Here is an 18,743-nt window from a genome sequence, read left to right on the forward strand (position 1 = left end):
CATGGCCACTGCCGAAACTGCTCCATCCACCAATGCCCAGGCCGACAGCAACCCGCGCAAGCGCAAGGTCATGCTGCTGGGGCTGGCGTTGATCGTCATCCTCGGCGGCCTGGGCGTCTGGGCCTGGCACGCACTGTACGGGCGCTGGAACGAAAGCACCGACGATGCCTATGTGAACGGCAATGTGGTGCAAATCACCCCGCAAGTCACCGGCACGGTGGTGAGCATCGGTGCCGACGATGGTGACCTGGTGCGTGAAGGCCAGGTGCTGGTGCAGTTCGACCCGAACGACGCCGAAGTCGGGCTGCAAAGCGCCCAGGCCAACCTGGCCCGGACCGTGCGCCAGGTGCGTGGCTTGTACAGCAACGTCGATGGCATGCGCGCCCAGGTCAATGCGCAGGAGGCCGAAGTGCAGAAGGCCCAGGAAAACTACAACCGCCGCAGGAACCTGGCGGCTGGCGGGGCGATTTCCCAGGAAGAACTGTCCCACGCCCGGGACGACCTGACTTCGGCGCAAAATGCCCTGGCCAATGCCCGGCAGCAGCTCAAGACCACCAGCGCCCTGGTGGATGACACGGTGGTGTCGTCCCACCCCGACGTGCAGGCCGCCGCCGCGCAACTGCGCCAGGCCTACCTGACCAATGCCCGCAGCACCTTGATCGCGCCGGTCACCGGTTATGTCGCCAAACGCACCGTGCAACTGGGCCAACGGGTGCAATCGGGTACGGCGCTGATGGCGGTGATTCCGCTGGACCAGTTGTGGATCGACGCCAACTTCAAGGAAACCCAACTGCGCGACATGCGCATCGGCCAGCCGGTGGACATCGAGACCGACCTGTATGGTAGCGATGTGAAATTCAGCGGCACCGTCGACAGCCTCGGGGCCGGGACGGGCAGCGCGTTTGCCCTGCTGCCGGCGCAGAACGCCACCGGTAACTGGATCAAGATCGTCCAGCGGGTGCCGGTGCGCATCCACATCAATGCCCAGCAGTTGATGGAGCATCCGCTGCGGGTGGGCCTGTCGACCCAGGTCAACGTCAACCTGCGCGACCAGAGCGGCCCGGTGCTGGCCCAACAGCCACCGCAGAACGCCTCGTTCAGCACCCAGGTCTATGACCGGCAACTGGCCGATGCCGACGCGATGATCACCCGGTTGATCCACGACAACAGCGCGGCGGCAAGCAAGACCGCGCAGCGTTGATCGTGATTGGCCTGTGGGAGCAAGGCTTGCCCGCGATGGCGGTGCTGCGGTCCTTCACAAATCGAGTCGCCTGTGTCGCGAGCAAGCTTTGCTCCCACAAAAGTCCGCTCCCACAGGTTTTTGGTCTTGGTCAATGGAGCCTGTGGAGCAAGGCTTGTTCGCGATTGACCTTCTTCGCTTCATAGGATTTTCGCAATGAGCAACAACGCATCCTTCGCGCCGCCCAGCCTGTTGCTCAGCACCATCGGGTTGTCGCTGGCGACCTTCATGCAAGTGCTCGACACCACCATTGCCAACGTCGCCTTGCCGACCATTTCCGGCAACCTGGGCGTCAGCTCGGAGCAGGGCACCTGGGTCATTACCTCGTTTGCGGTGAGCAATGCCATTGCCTTGCCGCTGACCGGTTGGTTGAGCCGGCGATTCGGTGAAGTGAAGCTGTTCTTGTGGGCGACGATGCTGTTCGTGCTCGCGTCGTTCCTGTGCGGTATCTCCACCTCGATGCCGGAGCTGATTGGTTTTCGCGTGCTCCAGGGATTGGTGGCCGGGCCGTTGTACCCGATGACCCAGACCCTGCTGATTGCTGTGTACCCGCCGGCCAGGCGCGGCATGGCCCTGGCGTTGCTGGCGATGGTCACGGTGGTGGCGCCGATTGCCGGGCCGATCCTCGGTGGCTGGATCACCGACAGCTACAGTTGGCCGTGGATCTTCTTCATCAACGTGCCCATCGGTGTTTTCGCGGTGATGGTGGTGCGCCAGCAGCTCAAGGCGCGACCCGTGGTCACCAGCCATCAGCCGATGGACTACGTGGGATTGATCACGCTGATCATCGGCGTGGGCGCGCTCCAGGTGATCCTCGACAAGGGCAACGACCTGGACTGGTTCGAGTCGAACTTCATTATCATAGGCGCCCTGATATCAGTCGTTGCCCTGGCGGTGTTCGTGATCTGGGAAATGACCGACCATCACCCGGTGGTCAATTTGCGCCTGTTCGCCTACCGCAACTTTCGCATCGGCACCATTGTGCTGGTGGGTGGCTACGCCGGGTTCTTCGGCATCAACCTGATCCTGCCGCAGTGGTTGCAGACGCAGATGGGCTATACCGCCACCTGGGCCGGGCTGGCGGTGGCGCCCATCGGGATCCTGCCGGTATTGATGTCGCCTTTCGTTGGCAAGTACGCCCACCGCTTCGACCTGCGCCTGCTGGCGGGGCTGGCCTTCCTGGCCATTGGCCTGAGCTGCTTCATGCGCGCGGGGTTCACCAACGAGGTGGATTTCCAGCACATCGCCCTGGTGCAGTTGTTCATGGGCATCGGCGTGGCGCTATTCTTCATGCCGACCTTGAGCATCCTGATGTCGGACCTGCCGCCCCACCAGATCGCCGACGGCGCCGGCTTGGCGACTTTCCTGCGGACCCTGGGCGGCAGTTTTGCCGCGTCCCTGACCACCTGGATCTGGATTCGCCGGGCCGACCAGCATCACGCCTACCTGAGCGAGAGCATCAGCACCTTCGAACCCACCACCCGTGAAGCGCTCAACCAGCTCGGCGGCGCCAGCGCGCCGGCCTATGCGCAGTTGGACCACATCCTCACCAGCCAGGCCTACATGCTCTCCACCGTGGATTACTTCACGCTGCTGGGCTGGGCGTTCATGGGCTTGATCGTGTTGGTGTGGCTGGCGAAGCCGCCGTTTGCGGCGAAGGCGGGGCCGGCTGCGGCGGGGCACTGATCCGCAAACTCCCTCGCCACAGGGGAATTCAGGTTGGGTCAGGTGCTGGTAGTTGCGGCGGTGGGGTAAACCCAAACGGCGCCAACGCAAACCCTTGTTCATCCACCTGCAACGCCCAGCCTTGCTTGTCCCAATCCCCCAGCACGATGCGCCGGGCGGCGTGTTCGCCCAGTTGCAGCTTATGGATGGCAGGACGGTGGGTGTGGCCGTGGATCAGGGTCTGGACGCCGTACTGCTGCATGATCCGCGGAATCTCTTCGGGCGTGACGTCGACGATGTCATTGGCTTTCATGCGGGTTTGCGCACGGCTTTCGCTGCGCAGTTTGCGCGCCAGTTTCTGGCGGCTGCCCAGCGGCAGGTGACGCAGGATGAACAACGTGACCGGGTTGCGCAGCCAGCGCCGCAGCTTCATGTAGCCTTCGTCGCGGGTGCAGAGGCTATCGCCGTGCATCAGCAGTACCGGTTCGCCGTTGAGCTGCACGACACTCGGGTCCTTGAGCAGGGTGCAGCTGGCCGCCTTGCAGAAGGCCTGCCCCAGCATGAAGTCGCGATTGCCGTGCATCAGGAAGATGGCCGTGCCGCTGTCGCTCAAGTCGCGCAGGGCCTGGCAGATGGAACGCTGGAAGGGCGTCATGGCGTCGTCGCCGATCCAGGCTTCGAAAAAATCGCCCAGGATGTACAACGCTTGCGCCGAGCGGGCGCGGTTGGCGAGGAGATCCAGGAACGCCCGGGTGATGTCCGGGCGCTCCTCTTCCAGATGCAAATCTGAAATCAGTAGGATCACTCAACGATCTCGGCTTTCTCGATGATCACGTCTTCTGCCGGTACGTCCTGGTGGCCGGCCTTGGAGGTGGTGGACACGCCTTTGATCTTGTCGACCACGTCGCTGCCTTCGATCACTTCACCGAACACGGCATAACCCCAGCCTTGGGTGTTCTTGGCGCTGTGGTTGAGGAAGCTGTTGTCGGCCACGTTGATGAAGAACTGGGCGGAAGCCGAATGTGGATCCATGGTGCGGGCCATGGCGACGCTGTATTTCTTGTTCGACAGGCCGTTGTCGGCCTCGTTCTGGATGCCGGCGCGGGTCTTCTTCTGGCTCATGCCAGGCTCGAAGCCGCCACCCTGGATCATGAAGTTGCCGATGACGCGGTGGAAAATGGTGTTGTCGTAGTGACCTTCGTTCACGTACTGAATGAAGTTCTCGACCGTCTTCGGCGCTTTCTCGGCGTTCAGTTGCAGAACGATGTCGCCGTGGTTGGTGGTCAGTTTGACTTTGCTCATGGTCGGTACTCTTCCAAGGAATTCGTGGGTTTCGGGGCGTTGATGCCCGCAACCGATCTGGCTGCAAGCGGCCAGGTTGGGCAGTTTAGCGTGCCACGCCTGAATTTCGAGGCTGTTTTTCATCGGGTCGTCGATTAAATTCAATCGTTTACCCACCTGGCCTGTCAGGCGCTTGACAGCATCGGCTATGATACGGGTTTTGATTTATCCGGCCGCATCCGGCCACGCACACGTTCAAGGACCCTATGAGCAAGCCCACTGTCGACCCTACCTCGAATTCCAAGACCGGCCCGGCTGTACCGGTCAATTTCCTGCGGCCGATTATCCAGGCGGACCTGGATTCGGGTAAGCACACCCAGATCGTGACTCGTTTCCCGCCGGAGCCCAACGGCTACCTGCACATCGGCCATGCCAAGTCGATCTGCGTGAACTTCGGCCTGGCCGAGGAGTTCGGTGGCGTCACGCACCTGCGTTTCGACGACACCAACCCGGCCAAGGAAGACCAGGAATACATCGACGCGATCGAAAGCGACGTCAAGTGGCTGGGTTTCCAATGGTCCGGTGAAGTGCGCTACGCCTCGCAGTATTTCGACCAATTGCACGATTGGGCGGTGGAGCTGATCAAGGCCGGCAACGCCTATGTCTGCGACCTGACCCCCGAGCAGGCCAAGGAATACCGTGGCAGCCTGACCGAGCCGGGCAAGAACAGCCCGTTCCGTGATCGCAGTGTGGAAGAAAACCTGGACCTGTTCGCCCGCATGCGCGCCGGCGAGTTCCCGGACGGCGCACGGGTGCTGCGCGCCAAGATCGACATGGCCTCGCCGAACATGAACCTGCGCGACCCGATCATGTACCGCATCCGTCACGCCCATCACCATCAGACCGGCGACAAATGGTGCATCTACCCCAACTATGACTTCACCCACGGTCAGTCGGATGCCATCGAAGGCATCACCCACTCGATCTGCACCCTGGAGTTCGAAAGCCATCGTCCGCTGTACGAGTGGTTCCTGGAACACCTGCCGGTGCCGGCCAACCCGCGCCAGTACGAATTCAGCCGCCTGAACCTGAACTACACCATCACCAGCAAGCGCAAGCTCAAGCAGTTGGTGGACGAGAAGCACGTCAACGGTTGGGATGACCCGCGCATGTCGACGCTGTCGGGCTTCCGTCGTCGCGGCTACACGCCGAAATCGATCCGCAATTTCTGCGAGATGGTCGGCACCAACCGTTCCGACGGCGTGGTGGACTTCGGCATGCTGGAGTTCAGCATTCGTGACGACCTGGACCACAGCGCCCCGCGTGCCATGTGCGTGTTGCGTCCGCTGAAGGTGGTGATCACCAATTACCCGGAAGGCCAGGTCGAGAACCTCGAGCTACCGTGCCACCCGAAAGAGGACATGGGCGTGCGCGTCCTGCCGTTCGCCCGGGAAATCTACATCGACCGCGACGACTTCATGGAAGAGCCGCCCAAAGGCTACAAGCGCCTGGAACCGGCCGGTGAAGTGCGCCTGCGCGGCAGCTACGTGATCCGCGCCGACGAAGCCATCAAGGACGCCGACGGCAACATCGTCGAGCTGCGTTGCTCGTATGATCCCGACACCCTGGGCAAGAACCCGGAAGGTCGCAAGGTCAAGGGCGTGATCCACTGGGTACCGGCCGCGGCCAGCGTCGAATGCGAAGTGCGCCTGTACGATCGCCTGTTCCGTTCGCCGAACCCGGAGAAGGCCGAAGACAGCGCCAGCTTCCTGGACAACATCAACCCTGACTCCCTGCAAGTGCTCACTGGTTGTCGTGCCGAGCCATCGCTGGGCAACGCACAGCCGGAAGACCGTTTCCAGTTCGAGCGCGAAGGCTACTTCTGCGCAGATATCAAGGACTCGAAACCAGGTGCTCCGGTGTTCAACCGTACCGTGACCTTGCGCGATTCCTGGGGTCAGTGATCAAGTCTTAAGGGAAACCCTGTGCTTACGATCTACAACACGCTCACCAAGAGCAAAGAAGTCTTCAAGCCGCTGGATGGCAACAAGGTGCGCATGTACGTCTGCGGCATGACCGTGTACGACTACTGCCACCTGGGCCATGGCCGCAGCATGGTCGCCTTCGACCTGGTGACCCGCTGGTTGCGGTTCAGCGGTTATGACCTGACGTATGTGCGCAACATCACCGATATCGACGACAAGATCATCAACCGGGCGAACGAGAACGGCGAAGCGTTCGAGGCCCTGACCGAACGCATGATCGCGGCGATGCACGAGGACGAGGCGCGCCTCAACATCCTCAAGCCGGACATGGAGCCGCGGGCCACCGATCATATCCCTGGCATGCACGCGATGATCCAGACCCTGATCGACAAGGGCTACGCCTACGCGCCGGGCAACGGCGACGTGTATTACCGCGTCGGCAAGTTCATGGGCTACGGCAAGCTGTCGCGCAAGAAGATCGAAGACCTGCGCATCGGCGCGCGTATCGAGGTCGGCGAGTCGAAACAGGACCCGCTGGACTTCGTGCTGTGGAAAGCCGCCAAGCCGGGTGAGCCGAGCTGGGATTCGCCGTGGGGCAAGGGCCGTCCGGGCTGGCACATCGAGTGCTCGGTGATGTCCACCTGCTGCCTGGGTGAGACTTTCGATATTCATGGCGGCGGCAGCGACCTGGAGTTCCCGCACCACGAAAACGAGATCGCCCAGAGCGAAGCGGCTACCGGCAAGACCTACGCCAACGCGTGGATGCACTGCGGCATGATCCGGATCAACGGCGAGAAGATGTCCAAGTCCTTGAACAACTTCTTCACCATCCGCGACGTGCTCGACAAGTACCACCCGGAAGTCGTGCGTTACCTGCTGGTGTCGAGCCACTACCGCAGCGCCATCAACTATTCGGAAGACAACCTCAAGGACGCCAAGGGTGCCCTGGAACGTTTCTACCATGCGTTGAAGGGTCTGCCGAACGTGCCGGCCGCCGGTGGTGAGGCCTTCGTGGCGCGCTTCACCGAAGTGATGAACGACGACTTCGGTACGCCAGAGGCCTGCGCGGTGCTGTTCGAGATGGTGCGCGAGATCAACCGCCTGCGTGAGAGCGATCTCAACGCCGCGGCGGGCCTGGCGGCGCGCCTGAAGGAACTGGCCAGCGTGCTGGGCGTGTTGCAGCTCGAAGCCGATGACTTCCTCCAGGCCGGTGCCGAAGGCCGCGTGGATGCCGCCGAGGTCGAAGCCTTGATCCAGGCGCGCCTGACCGCGCGGGCCAACAAGGACTGGGCTGAATCCGACCGCATCCGCGACCAGCTCACCGCCATGGGCGTGGTGCTGGAGGACGGCAAGGGCGGGACGACCTGGCGACTGGCGGACTGAGTCCAAGCGCCGTAGCGACCGTGGGAGCGAACAGGCTCCCACGGTTTTTTGCATCCAGTGCTGGCATGAGCTAGTACTGTCAGGTCGCTTCGACGTTCCTGACAGGAGTCCCGCTATGTTGGCTCATTGGTCCCTCGCGGCCATCCATCTCCTGGCCTTTGCCCTGGGTTTCTGGGCGGTGCTGACGCGCGGCACGGCATTTCGACGCCTGGCCGGCGGCACGGACGCGGTCCGAAATGTCCTGGTCGCCGATAACCTGTGGGGCTTGTCGGCCCTGGTCCTGCTGGTGACCGGTGGAATGCGTGCTTTTGGCGGGTACGAAAAGGGCTCGGACTACTACCTGCATCAGCCTCTGTTTCACTTGAAGATGACGCTGCTCCTGCTGATTCTCCTGCTTGAGCTCGCGCCGATGATCACCCTGATCAGATGGCGGGTGGCGTTGGGCAAGGGAGGGGAGATCGATGCTTCAAAGGCTGGCCGGCTGGCCCGGATCAGTCACGTCGAAGCCTTGTTGCTGGTCTTGATGGTGATCGCGGCTACAGGAATGGCTCGGGGTTTGCGCTGGGTCTGACCGCGCCGAGCGTCCGCTTCATCGCCATTAAAACGAAATGTCTGACAGCCATACTCAGGGCCATGCCATTAGTATCGGTTTCACGGACAGAACGAAACAACGCAGGCGGGGAGAGACGGGGCAAGTGCACTCGGCCAGAATCTTTAGCCAGCCATTGCGGTGATGCAAACGGGCTGGCTACGGACTGCAGCAGGGCTCAGGGAGTCTGTGGTTTGTCGGGGGCGGTGAGGCCTGCCTGGATGCGCTGATAGATCTCTTCGCGATGGACCGCAACGTTTTTCGGGGCATTGATGCCGATCCGCACTTGTTGGCCGCTAACGCCCAGAATGGTGATGGTGATGTCGTCACCAATGTTTATGCTTTCACCGACTTTGCGGGTGAGTATCAGCATGGTGTTCTCCTTGATTGCTTTATAGGGCACCTGATTCAGACGATGCAGATGTCGGTACTGCTTATAGATTAGTGCTAAGTGTCACAATGTGGGTGCCTCTTTCTGACGCGCAGATGCAGCCTTGATTCCCAGGGTGCGACTATACAGCGACGCCGGGCAGGATTCTCGTGTTTTGCGCACTGTTTGCGGCGATCTTGATGGGCTCGGGTGCTAAAATCGCTGCCTCATGTCTTCCAGAGGAAACGTTGTGCGCAAATTGGCTTGGATGATCGCGGTATTGATGCTGGCAGGATGCGGTGAGGGGCGTGACGTCGAAGCACCGAAGAAACCCGCTGCCGTCTCCACACCGGCCGCCGCCGCTGCGCCGCAGTGGGCCGTCGAGGTTCGCGGCGAGACTCCGCAGGCTGTCAGCGACCTGACCGGATGGCTCATCGAGCACAGTTTCATGTCGAGTGTGGTGCGGGAAAATGGCAAGGAGCGGGTGCTGGTCGGTCCTTTCAGCACCAAGGCCGAAGCTGAAGCCGGCCAGGAGAACATCACCGCTGCATTGGTCCGGGCCAAAAAACGCAACATCGAGACGTTGGTGGTGGATTACCCGACGACCCGATGATCAGCCAGAACGAACAAAACCTTGGAAGTTGGCAGTTCGAGGTGTTGTGGCCAGGGCGCCTGCTGTGGGAGCAAAGCTTGCTCGCGATTGCTTCACCGCGGTCCAAGCGTTGAACCGCGTTATCGCTCATCGCGGGCAAGCCTTGCTCCCACAGGATTTGCTCATCAGTTGATCGGTGGCGTTCACAAAGGCCGGGTCAACCGCAGGCCTTCAAATCCACCGGGCCCACGAAGTCGTTCCCGCGCCCCATGACACACGCTACGCTCTGGTTGCGCTGGCGTTCCCAGCTCTCGACCGGATAGGTCTTGTCCCAGGCTTCGTACAGGCGCCGGTCCTGCTTGGAGAGGCTCAGGCCATATTGCTTGCTCATGTAGAAGTAGGTCCGGGCGATCATTCCGCGGATGGAAGGCCGAGGCATGACTTTCTTGGCCTTGAAATCCACCTGGGTCAGACATGAGCCATACTGGCCTTTCTGGACCGGCAGCCAACCATAGCTGAAGTTGCTGCGATCGCCGTTCACTTCTCCGATGCTCGGCACCAGGTTGTGCAGGTCGGCTTCGGCCCGTTGATAGACCGGGTCATAACGTGTGCAATTCTTGCGACCCCCTTGTTGCCAGCATTGGCGCTGGTGGCCGATCTGCCACGCCGGGACAATGTGTTCCCACTCGATCCGGGCCGCGCGGCTGGCATTCTTGCGTGGCACATAACCGCAGGCCGCCAGGTCCACGCGATTGCCGGTGTATTTGCAGCCGCAATAGAACTCGGTGGATTGCGGGGCATAGAGTTTCCAGGCGACTTTCTTGGCTTCGTTGAAGGTGCGCGGGGCACCGGCCTGTGCGCCCATTGCGACGAACACAAGCAGTAAAGCAAAACAGCGGACATTCATCGGGCTCAATCTTCCTTCGGTACAACCCAGAAAACCTGCACGCCACCATCGTCGCGATAGGCGAGGGTCACGTTGTCGTTCTCGTCGATTTCTTCCAGCAAGCGCTCCCACTCATCCACCGGTTCGTCAGGAAGGCGGAAGATCAGGGCAGCCTTGGCTTTTTGTGCGGTTGGAGCATTTATGATTTTCGAGACTCGCAGGCCGAGTCGCGTATAGGAATCCAAAGGGGTGGTTGCTGCGGAGGGAGGTGCCACAGGATTATCCTTATTAAGCTGTACGCACATACAGTATTTAACCGTAGGCGTTTACGCAACTGCTTAAATTTCAAGAAAATCGTCTGACAGTACTTTTTTCATTTTGGTGTAGGAAAAAGGATCTTTTTTTATCGGACAACTACTGGCGAAGGGGCGGAATGCCCAGGTCACAGAACAAAAAACGCAACGTTGACAAAATTCCGAAGGCTTACCATAGTTACGCAAACGTTTGCGCAGCCTCCGCGCGACGCTTTTGCTCACAATAATCATAAAATCGGAGTGAACCCATGAAGTTGCCATTCGCTGGACGCGTTCTCGCTGTTGCCATGCTCGCAGCCGCCTCCGCTGCGCTACCTTTCTCCTCGGCATTTGCCCAGACTGCGGAAAAACCCAAGGTCGCCCTGGTCATGAAATCCCTGGCCAACGAGTTCTTCCTGACCATGGAAGATGGCGCCAAGGCCTACCAGAAAGAACACTCCACCGATTTCGAGCTGATCTCCAACGGGATCAAGGATGAGACCGACACCGCCAACCAGATCCGCATCGTCGAGCAGATGATCGTGTCCAAGGTCGATGCCCTGGTCATCGCGCCCGCCGACTCCAAGGCCATGGTCCCGGTGATCAAGAAAGCCATCGACGCCGGTATCACCGTCATCAATATCGACAACCAGCTTGACCCGGCGGTGGTCAAGAGCAAGAACATCAACGTACCGTTCGTAGGCCCTGACAACCGCAAGGGCGCGCGGCTGGTGGGCGAGTACCTGGCCAAGCAGCTCAAGGCCGGTGACGAGGTCGGCATCATCGAAGGCGTGTCTACCACGACCAATGCCCAGGCGCGGACCGCAGGCTTCAAGGACGCCATGGAAGCGGCGCAGATCAAGGTCGTTTCCCTGCAATCCGGCGACTGGGAAATCAACAAGGGTAACCAGGTGGCCGCGTCGATGCTCAGTGAATACCCGAACATCAAGGCGCTGCTGGCCGGCAACGACAGCATGGCGGTCGGCGCCGTGTCGGCCGTCCGTGCCGCTGGCAAGGCGGGCAAGGTGCAAGTAGTCGGTTACGACAACATCAACGCCATCAAGCCCATGCTCAAGGATGGACGTGTCCTGGCGACGGCCGACCAGTTCGCCGCCAAGCAGGCGGTCTTCGGCATCGAGACGGCCTTGAAGATCCTCAAGGGCGAAAAAGTCGACAGCGGTACCAACGGCGTTATCGAAACTCCGGTCGAGCTGGTGACCAAGCAGTAATCCTGGCGACACAACGGTGCTCGCCCGTGTGGGCGAGCACATTGGAGAGTTTGTTATGTCCGTTCGCGACCCGAACGCTGTCCTGTGCGTCAGCGGTATCGGCAAGACCTATGCCCAACCGGTACTGACCGATATCAACCTGACGTTGATGCGCGGTGAAGTGCTGGCACTGACCGGGGAAAATGGCGCCGGCAAAAGTACCCTGTCCAAGATCATCGGTGGGTTGGTGACGCCGACGACCGGGCAGATGCAATTCCAAGGGCAGGATTACCGTCCTGGCAGCCGCACACAGGCCGAAGAGCTGGGCGTGCGCATGGTCATGCAGGAACTCAACCTTCTGCCGACCCTGTCCGTGGCCGAAAACCTGTTCCTCGACAATCTGCCCAGCTATGGCGGCTGGATCAGTCGCAAGCAATTGCGCAAGGCGGCCATCGTGGCCATGGCCCAGGTGGGGCTCGATGCGATCGATCCGGATACCCTGGTGGGAGAGCTGGGCATCGGTCACCAACAGATGGTCGAGATTGCCCGTAACCTGATCGGCGACTGCCGCGTGCTGATTCTCGACGAGCCGACCGCGATGCTGACGGCGCGCGAAGTCGAGATGCTTTTCGAGCAGATCACTCGCCTGCAAGCCCGGGGCGTGTCGATCATCTACATTTCCCATCGTCTCGAAGAACTGGCGCGGGTGGCCCAGCGCATTGCGGTGTTGCGTGACGGCAACCTGGTCTGCGTCGAGCCGATGGTCAACTACAACAGCGAGCAGTTGGTGACGCTCATGGTCGGTCGCGAACTGGGCGAACACATCGATCTTGGCCCGCGCCAGATCGGCGCCCCGGCGCTGACGGTCAAGGGCCTGACGCGCGCCGACAAGGTTCGCGACGTATCCTTCCAAGTGCGCAGTGGCGAGATCTTTGGCATCTCGGGCCTGATCGGGGCAGGGCGTACCGAACTGCTGCGCTTGATCTTTGGCGCCGACACGGCCGATAGCGGCACTGTGGCGTTGGGCCCGGAGGCCCGCGTCGCCGACATCCGCTCACCGGCCGATGCGGTCGCCCAGGGCATTGCCTTGATCACCGAGGACCGCAAGGGCGAAGGCCTGCTGCTGACTCAGTCCATTGCCGCGAACATTGCCTTGGGTAACATGCCGGAGATCTCCAGTGCCGGTTTCGTCAAGGGCGGCGAAGAATTGTCGCTGGCCCGGCGGCAGATCGATGCCATGCGCATCCGCAGTTCCAGCCCGAGCCAGTTGGTGTCCGAGCTGTCGGGCGGTAATCAGCAGAAGGTCGTGATCGGCCGCTGGCTCGAACGCGATTGCGCGGTGCTGTTGTTCGACGAGCCGACCCGTGGCATTGACGTCGGCGCCAAATTCGACATTTATGCCTTGCTCGGCGAGTTGACCCGCCAAGGCAAGGCGCTGGTGGTGGTCTCCAGCGACCTGCGGGAACTGATGCTGATCTGCGACCGGATCGGCGTGTTGTCTGCCGGGCGTCTGGTCGACACGTTCGAGCGCGACAGCTGGACCCAGGATGATTTGCTTGCTGCCGCATTCGCCGGCTACCAGAAACGTGATGCGTTGCTCAACGAAGCAGCGCCTAGGGATCTTTCATGAAAACCGCATCTGCCGTGGGTAAAGCCAGTGGAAACTTTTATGGGCTCGGCACTTACCTGGGGCTGGCCGGCGCCTTGCTGGCCATGGTCGCGCTGTTCTCGGTGCTGAGCAGCCATTTCCTGTCCTATGACACGTTCAGCACGTTGGCCAACCAGATTCCCGACCTCATGGTGCTGGCGGTCGGCATGACGTTCATCCTGATCATCGGCGGCATCGACCTGTCGGTGGGGTCGGTGCTGGCACTGGCCGCGTCGACGGTCAGCGTGGCGGTGCTCGGCTGGGGCTGGAGCGTCTGGCCATCGGCGTTGCTGGGCATGGCTGTCGCGGCGCTGGCGGGGACGGTCACCGGTTCGATCACCGTCGCGTGGCGAATTCCATCGTTCATCGTTTCTCTTGGCGTGCTGGAAATGGCCCGTGGCCTGGCGTACCAGATGACCGGCTCCCGGACCGCCTACATCGGCGATTCCTTCGCCTGGCTGTCCAACCCCATTGCCTTCGGCATTTCGCCGTCGTTCATCATTGCCTTGCTGGTGATCTTCATTGCCCAGGCGGTGCTGACCCGCACGGTGTTCGGCCGCTACCTGATCGGCATCGGCACCAACGAAGAAGCCGTGCGCCTGGCAGGTATCAATCCAAAACCCTACAAAATCCTGGTGTTCAGCCTGATGGGGTTGCTGGCAGGTGTGGCGGCGCTGTTCCAGATTTCGCGCCTGGAGGCGGCGGATCCGAATGCCGGTTCCGGACTGGAATTGCAGGTGATCGCGGCGGTGGTCATCGGCGGCACCAGCCTGATGGGGGGGCGTGGTTCGGTCATCAGTACCTTCTTCGGTGTGCTGATTATCTCGGTGCTGGCGGCGGGGTTGGCGCAGATCGGCGCCACGGAGCCGACCAAGCGCATCATCACCGGTGCGGTGATCGTGGTGGCGGTCGTGCTCGACACCTATCGCAGTCAACGCGCCAGTCGGCGGGCTTGAACCATGGCGACGATCAAGGATGTAGCAGCGCTCGCAGGGATTTCCTACACCACCGTGTCCCACGTGCTGAACAAGACGCGGCCGGTCAGTGATGAGGTGCGGCGCAAGGTCGAGGCAGCCATCGAGCGCCTGGACTACGTGCCCAGCGCCGTCGCCCGCTCGCTCAAGGCCAAGAGCACGGCGACCATCGGCTTGCTGGTGCCCAACAGCCTTAACCCCTATTTTGCCGAGTTGGCCCGGGGCATCGAGGACTACTGCGAGCGCAACGGCTATTGCGTGATCCTGTGCAACTCCGATGACAACCCGAGCAAGCAGCGCAGCTATCTGCGGGTGCTGCTGGAAAAACGCATCGACGGCCTCATCGTCGCCTCCGCAGGTGGCGATGTCGGTCTGGTCGAGGGCCTGGCCGGCGTGCGCACCCCCATGGTCATCGTTGACCGGGGGCTCGACGGCCTGGATGCCGACCTGGTGCGCATCGACCATGAGTTGGGCGCGTACCTGGCGACCCGGCATTTGCTGGATCTGGGTCACCACGACATCGCGTTCATCGGCGGCCCGGCCGACACCAGCGTGGCACAGATGCGCCAGGCCGGTTACTGCCGTGCGCTGGATGAGGCGGGCATCGAGCGGCCTGCCGAGCGCATGCTTGAAAGTGATTTCACCAGTACGGGCGGTTACCGTGCTGCGGCCCGGTTGCTTGAGCGGCAACCACCCAGCGCGATTTTCGCCGCCAACGACATGATCGGCATCGGTGTGCTGCGTGCCGCCGCCGAGCGCAACGTGCGAGTACCCAGTGAGTTGTCGGTCATCGGCTTCGACGACATTCAGCTGAGCCGTTATGTCTACCCGGCGTTAACCACGGTAGGGCAGTCGATCCTGCAACTGGGGGAAATGGCGGCGGAGGTGCTGCTGCGGCGTATCGCAGCGCCAGGGATTGCCACCGATCAGCGGATCGTGAAACCCAGTATCGTCTTGCGAGAGTCGACTGCGCCGCTGCCCGGCTCATTCGCCCAATACCGCTGAACCGAATTGATGAGTAATGACGTATGCCAGCAAAAGTAGTGGTAATCGGCAGCCTGAACATGGACCTGGTGACCCGGGCGCCGCGTCTGCCTCGCGGGGGGGAAACGCTGATCGGCCAATCGTTCTCCACGATCCCGGGTGGCAAGGGGGCCAACCAGGCCGTGGCCGCCGCGCGCCTGGGGGCACAGGTGTCCATGGTCGGATGCGTGGGCAGTGATGCCTACGGTCAACAATTGCGTGAAGGGTTGCTGGCCGAGGGCATCGATTGCCAGGCGGTCGGTGTCGTGGACGGCTCCAGTGGCGTGGCGCTGATCGTGGTCGATGACAACAGTCAGAATGCGATCGTGATCGTGGCCGGTGCGAACGGCGCCCTCAGCCCGGATGTCCTGGACAATGCCGATGCGGTGCTGCAAGGCGCCGATGTCATCATTTGCCAGCTTGAAGTGCCGGACATCACCGTCGGTCATGCCCTCAAGCGCGCTCGCGAACTGGGCAAAATCGTCATCCTCAACCCTGCACCGGCGTCCCACGCATTGCCGGCCGAGTGGTATGCCTGGATTGATTACCTGGTCCCCAACGAAAGCGAAGCGGCGGTCCTGAGCGGGGTGGCGGTGGACTCTCTGCAAACCGCCGCGGCCGCTGCGACCCAACTGATGAGTGCCGGCGTCGGCAAGGTGATCGTGACCTTGGGCGCCCAGGGGCTGATGTTTGCCAATGGCGCAAGCTGCGAGCATTTCCCGGCGCCGCAGGTCAAGGCGCTGGACACCACTGCGGCGGGGGATACCTTTGTCGGCGGGTTCGCGGCGGCCCTGGCCGCTGGCAAGAATGAGGTCGAGGCGATTCGTTTTGGCCAGGTCGCGGCTGCGCTGTCGGTCACCCGGGCCGGGGCGCAACCTTCAATTCCCACCTTGCAGGAAGTGCAGGCGTTCACATCATGAAAAAGACTCCGTTGTTGAACGTGGCCCTGTCGCGCCTGATTGCTTCTTTGGGGCACGGCGACAAAGTGGTTATCGGCGATGCCGGCTTGCCAGTGCCGCCAGGAATCGAACTGATCGACCTGGCCCTGACCCCCGGCATTCCTGACTTCGTCAGTACCTTGAAAGTGGTGCTCAGCGAAATGCAGGTGGAGCGCCATGTGTTGGCCGAGGAAATCTTCGACAAGCGACCGTCGGCCCTGGTGACGCTGGAGGCGCTGCATGCCGACGGGGCACTGGGCACGCGGGAGCGGCTCAGTCATGAAGCGTTCAAGATCCTTACACGTGAGGCCCGGGCGATTATTCGCACGGGAGAATGTTCGCCGTATTGCAACATCGTGCTGATCGCTGGAGTCACGTTCTAACCCTGAGGTTTGTACGAAAAGTCGCCGAGTGGCGATCAGGCACTTTTCGTGCAAAGCCTAAAACCTTGCACAAGGAGTGCGCCATGCACCGCTATGCTCAGAAAATGCACCAACTGTTCCGGAGTCTGCTGCTTGTGTCACTGATCACCGCTACGAGCGCCCAGGCGGCGGAAAAAATCGACCTGATCATCGACACCGATCCGGGCGCCGATGACGTGGTGGCGCTGTTGTTCGCCCTGGCGTCACCGCAAGAGCTGAACATCCGGGCGCTGACCACCGTCGCGGGCAATGTGCGGCTGGACAAGACCTCCCGTAACGCGCGCCTGGCCCGGGAATGGGCGGGACGCGAAGACGTGCCGGTCTACGCCGGTGCGCCGAAACCGTTGATGCGCACCCCCATCTATGCGGAAAACATCCACGGCAAGGAAGGTCTGTCGGGTGTTACCGTGCACGAGCCGAAGAAGGGGTTGGCCAAGGGCAATGCGGTCAATTACCTGGTCGACACCCTCAAGGCTGCCAAGCCCCACAGCATCACCATTGCCATGCTTGGCCCGCAGACCAACCTGGCGTTGGCGCTGGTCCAGGAGCCCGGGATTGTCGAGGGCATCAAGGAGGTGGTGATCATGGGCGGGGCGCATTTCAACGGAGGCAACATCACCCCGGTGGCTGAGTTCAATCTGTTCGCCGACCCGCAGGCGGCCGAGATCGTTGCCAAAAGCGGGGTCAAGCTGACGTATCTGCCGCTGGACGTCACCCACAAGATCCTCACCAGCGAGGCACGCCTGAAGCAGATCGCCGCGGTGGACAACAATGCCAGCAAGATCGTCGGCGATATCCTCAATGAGTACGTCAAGGGCGACATGGAGCACTACGGTATGACGGGCGGGCCGGTGCACGATGCGACGGTGATTGCCTACCTGCTCAAGCCGCAGTTGTTTACCGGACGTTCGGTCAACGTGGTGGTGGACAGTCGCGAGGGGCCGACGTTCGGGCAGACCATCGTGGATTGGTACGATGGCCTGAAGGCCCCCAAGAATGCATTCTGGGTGGAAAATGGTGACGCCCAGGGCTTCTTTGACTTGCTGACCGAGCGATTGGCACGCCTTAAGTAATCTTTCCTGGTGGCGCGCCCGCAAGGCGATGTCTGCGGGCGCGTTGGCTTATTCCACGGTGTCGTTGAGGCTCGTATAGCGCTCGAAGGCCTGTTGGACAAAGTTACGAGCGACTTCTATTCCCAGTTCCTTTACCAGCAGCTCGATCCCTATGATCGCCAGCTCCTCCGGGCTGCCTGGGCTGTAGGAGCTATGGCCCTGCGCCCATTTGGCATTGATGGTGGCTTCGATGCTGACGGTGCTCATGGTAGGGCTCGCGAGGTGGAGGTGTGTAGCTTGAGTTAAGCATTTTTACCGGGGCTTTGGCACTGCGACTTAGGGATCACACCAAGGCTGTGCGACACTCGTTCTTTGACTTTTCCAAGGAGCCTGCTGTGCAGATCGATTTGAATGCGCCTGGCGGCCTGACCCTGGAAGCGGTCCGCCAGTTGCTGGCCTCGGCCAGTGATGACGAGCATACCCAGTTGCGAGTGACCAAGGAGGGGATTGCTTACCTGTCTTCAGGCGTGGTCGGCGGCACCGACATCGGTGGCTTGCTGTTTCGACTGGAAACGTGGGCAAAGGGATCCGGATACGTCGGGCGGGTCGCTGCCAGTGACGAGGTCTGGGTCATGCAGATCTACAACGCCCTGAAAGACAACTGGCCGAACCCTCCTTTCGATTACATCGACGTTTACTGAGCCTGATTCATATTCAGTCACGATTCAACTCAGAACCGGGGGGTGGAGTCAGGCAAACTGCCGCTTTTGCGAGCGAGGCCGGCCCGCGGTGAAACCTGGCGTCATTCTCGCTGTCGCACGCTCTCTGTTTATTCATCAAGAAAGGAGGCTCCATGCCTTGGAAGCTCGCGTCATTGGGTACTGTGCTGGCCGTCGCGCTGTTGAGCGGGTGCAGCAGTCAGCCTGAGTCGACCCCTGGTCCAGCAACGGCCGAGACCGGCCACAGCCGCTGTGAAGCAAAGGCTGCCGAGTTTGCGATCGGCAAGCAGGCGTCGCCGCAATTGCTCGAGCAGGCCCGCGCCCGGGCTGGCGCGCAGATCGCCCGGATCCTCAAGCCCAACGACATGATCACGCTTGAGTACCGCTCGGATCGTCTGAACCTCAATACCGATGCCAACCTGGTGGTCAACCGGGTGAATTGCGGCTGATCGGCGGTTTTCACTGGCCCATGAAA

21 protein-coding genes are annotated in these 18,743 nt (G+C 61.4%); 15 read left to right on the plus strand and 6 right to left on the minus strand.

Annotated elements, in window-relative coordinates; translation table 11 throughout:
* The first annotated feature begins 1 nt into the window (after position 1).
* Positions 2-1,201: an HlyD family secretion protein gene (locus tag N4Q37_RS22410; protein WP_260961829.1), complete on the plus strand. Its 1,200-nt coding sequence runs from the start codon at positions 2-4 to the stop codon at positions 1,199-1,201.
* 195 nt (positions 1,202-1,396) lie between these two features.
* Complete coding sequence (locus N4Q37_RS22415) at positions 1,397-2,926, plus strand: DHA2 family efflux MFS transporter permease subunit (RefSeq protein ID WP_260961830.1); 1,530 nt, start codon at positions 1,397-1,399, stop codon at positions 2,924-2,926.
* Positions 2,927-2,954: 28 nt separating this feature from the next.
* Here N4Q37_RS22415 and lpxH read toward each other — a convergent pair whose 3' ends face one another.
* Both lpxH and N4Q37_RS22425 read right to left on the minus strand, forming a co-directional pair.
* On the minus strand, positions 2,955-3,710 hold the full coding sequence (lpxH, locus tag N4Q37_RS22420) for a UDP-2,3-diacylglucosamine diphosphatase (protein WP_260961831.1): 756 nt from the start codon (positions 3,708-3,710) through the stop codon (positions 2,955-2,957).
* The gene (locus N4Q37_RS22425; RefSeq protein WP_260961832.1) at positions 3,707-4,207 is read right to left on the minus strand and encodes a peptidylprolyl isomerase; all 501 of its coding nucleotides are present in this window, start codon (positions 4,205-4,207) and stop codon (positions 3,707-3,709) included. The genes lpxH and N4Q37_RS22425 overlap by 4 nt, the downstream gene beginning before the upstream one ends.
* A 245-nt stretch (positions 4,208-4,452) precedes the next feature.
* Between N4Q37_RS22425 and N4Q37_RS22430 the strand changes: the two genes are divergently transcribed.
* From N4Q37_RS22430 to N4Q37_RS22440, 3 genes are all read left to right on the plus strand, one after another.
* Positions 4,453-6,150, plus strand: coding sequence for a glutamine--tRNA ligase/YqeY domain fusion protein (locus tag N4Q37_RS22430; RefSeq protein ID WP_260961833.1), 1,698 nt, complete (start codon positions 4,453-4,455; stop codon positions 6,148-6,150).
* A gap of 21 nt (positions 6,151-6,171) precedes the next feature.
* Positions 6,172-7,554, plus strand: a complete 1,383-nt coding sequence (cysS, locus tag N4Q37_RS22435; RefSeq protein ID WP_260961834.1) for a cysteine--tRNA ligase — start codon at positions 6,172-6,174, stop codon at positions 7,552-7,554.
* Positions 7,555-7,669: 115 nt separating this feature from the next.
* Positions 7,670-8,125 carry a DUF2214 family protein gene (locus N4Q37_RS22440; protein ID WP_260961836.1) on the plus strand — a complete coding sequence of 152 codons (456 nt, stop codon included), beginning with the start codon at positions 7,670-7,672 and terminating at the stop codon, positions 8,123-8,125.
* A gap of 196 nt (positions 8,126-8,321) precedes the next feature.
* Here the strand turns inward: N4Q37_RS22440 and csrA are convergent, their stop codons facing one another.
* The gene (gene csrA, locus N4Q37_RS22445; protein WP_003179932.1) at positions 8,322-8,516 is read right to left on the minus strand and encodes a carbon storage regulator CsrA; all 195 of its coding nucleotides are present in this window, start codon (positions 8,514-8,516) and stop codon (positions 8,322-8,324) included.
* A gap of 247 nt (positions 8,517-8,763) precedes the next feature.
* Between csrA and N4Q37_RS22450 the strand changes: the two genes are divergently transcribed.
* Positions 8,764-9,126 carry an SPOR domain-containing protein gene (locus N4Q37_RS22450; protein WP_260961837.1) on the plus strand — a complete coding sequence of 121 codons (363 nt, stop codon included), beginning with the start codon at positions 8,764-8,766 and terminating at the stop codon, positions 9,124-9,126.
* 196 nt (positions 9,127-9,322) lie between these two features.
* Here N4Q37_RS22450 and N4Q37_RS22455 read toward each other — a convergent pair whose 3' ends face one another.
* Together N4Q37_RS22455 and N4Q37_RS22460 are read right to left on the minus strand one after the other, a co-directional pair.
* Entirely contained in the window at positions 9,323-10,012 is a 690-nt protein-coding gene (locus tag N4Q37_RS22455) for an endonuclease I family protein (protein WP_260961838.1), read from the minus strand.
* A gap of 5 nt (positions 10,013-10,017) precedes the next feature.
* The gene (locus N4Q37_RS22460) at positions 10,018-10,296 is read right to left on the minus strand and encodes a DUF1654 domain-containing protein (RefSeq protein WP_260961839.1); all 279 of its coding nucleotides are present in this window, start codon (positions 10,294-10,296) and stop codon (positions 10,018-10,020) included.
* A 257-nt stretch (positions 10,297-10,553) separates the two neighbouring features.
* Here N4Q37_RS22460 and N4Q37_RS22465 point away from each other — a divergent pair, with 257 nt between their 5' ends.
* The 7 genes from N4Q37_RS22465 to N4Q37_RS22495 all read left to right on the plus strand — a co-directional run bounded on the left by N4Q37_RS22465 (position 10,554) and on the right by N4Q37_RS22495 (position 17,570).
* The gene (locus N4Q37_RS22465; protein ID WP_260961841.1) at positions 10,554-11,513 is read left to right on the plus strand and encodes a sugar ABC transporter substrate-binding protein; all 960 of its coding nucleotides are present in this window, start codon (positions 10,554-10,556) and stop codon (positions 11,511-11,513) included.
* 55 nt (positions 11,514-11,568) lie between these two features.
* A complete protein-coding gene (locus N4Q37_RS22470) occupies positions 11,569-13,122 on the plus strand; it encodes a sugar ABC transporter ATP-binding protein (protein WP_260961842.1) in 1,554 nt (517 codons plus the stop codon).
* Positions 13,119-14,096: an ABC transporter permease gene (locus N4Q37_RS22475; protein WP_260961843.1), complete on the plus strand. Its 978-nt coding sequence runs from the start codon at positions 13,119-13,121 to the stop codon at positions 14,094-14,096. The genes N4Q37_RS22470 and N4Q37_RS22475 overlap by 4 nt, the downstream gene beginning before the upstream one ends.
* Positions 14,097-14,099: 3 nt before the next feature.
* Positions 14,100-15,119, plus strand: coding sequence for a LacI family DNA-binding transcriptional regulator (locus N4Q37_RS22480; RefSeq protein ID WP_260961844.1), 1,020 nt, complete (start codon positions 14,100-14,102; stop codon positions 15,117-15,119).
* A 23-nt stretch (positions 15,120-15,142) separates the two neighbouring features.
* Positions 15,143-16,057 (plus strand): ribokinase, encoded by a 915-nt coding sequence (rbsK, locus tag N4Q37_RS22485; protein ID WP_260961845.1) that lies wholly within the window; start codon positions 15,143-15,145, stop codon positions 16,055-16,057.
* On the plus strand, positions 16,054-16,458 hold the full coding sequence (gene rbsD, locus N4Q37_RS22490) for a D-ribose pyranase (RefSeq protein ID WP_260961846.1): 405 nt from the start codon (positions 16,054-16,056) through the stop codon (positions 16,456-16,458). Before rbsK ends, rbsD begins: the two co-directional genes overlap by 4 nt.
* A gap of 83 nt (positions 16,459-16,541) precedes the next feature.
* Positions 16,542-17,570: a nucleoside hydrolase gene (locus tag N4Q37_RS22495; protein ID WP_260961847.1), complete on the plus strand. Its 1,029-nt coding sequence runs from the start codon at positions 16,542-16,544 to the stop codon at positions 17,568-17,570.
* A 48-nt stretch (positions 17,571-17,618) separates the two neighbouring features.
* On the opposite strand, the gene N4Q37_RS22500 is transcribed toward N4Q37_RS22495, so the two are convergent.
* Positions 17,619-17,816 carry a hypothetical protein gene (locus tag N4Q37_RS22500; protein ID WP_260961848.1) on the minus strand — a complete coding sequence of 66 codons (198 nt, stop codon included), beginning with the start codon at positions 17,814-17,816 and terminating at the stop codon, positions 17,619-17,621.
* Positions 17,817-17,944: 128 nt separating this feature from the next.
* On the opposite strand from N4Q37_RS22500, the gene N4Q37_RS22505 reads away from it, so the two are divergent.
* Positions 17,945-18,250: a hypothetical protein gene (locus tag N4Q37_RS22505; protein WP_260961849.1), complete on the plus strand. Its 306-nt coding sequence runs from the start codon at positions 17,945-17,947 to the stop codon at positions 18,248-18,250.
* 152 nt (positions 18,251-18,402) lie between these two features.
* On the plus strand, positions 18,403-18,717 hold the full coding sequence (locus N4Q37_RS22510) for an I78 family peptidase inhibitor (protein WP_260961851.1): 315 nt from the start codon (positions 18,403-18,405) through the stop codon (positions 18,715-18,717).
* Positions 18,718-18,743: the final 26 nt, after the last annotated feature.

This window comes from Pseudomonas citri (assembly GCF_025336485.1).
GTDB classification, from domain to species: domain Bacteria; phylum Pseudomonadota; class Gammaproteobacteria; order Pseudomonadales; family Pseudomonadaceae; genus Aquipseudomonas; species Aquipseudomonas citri.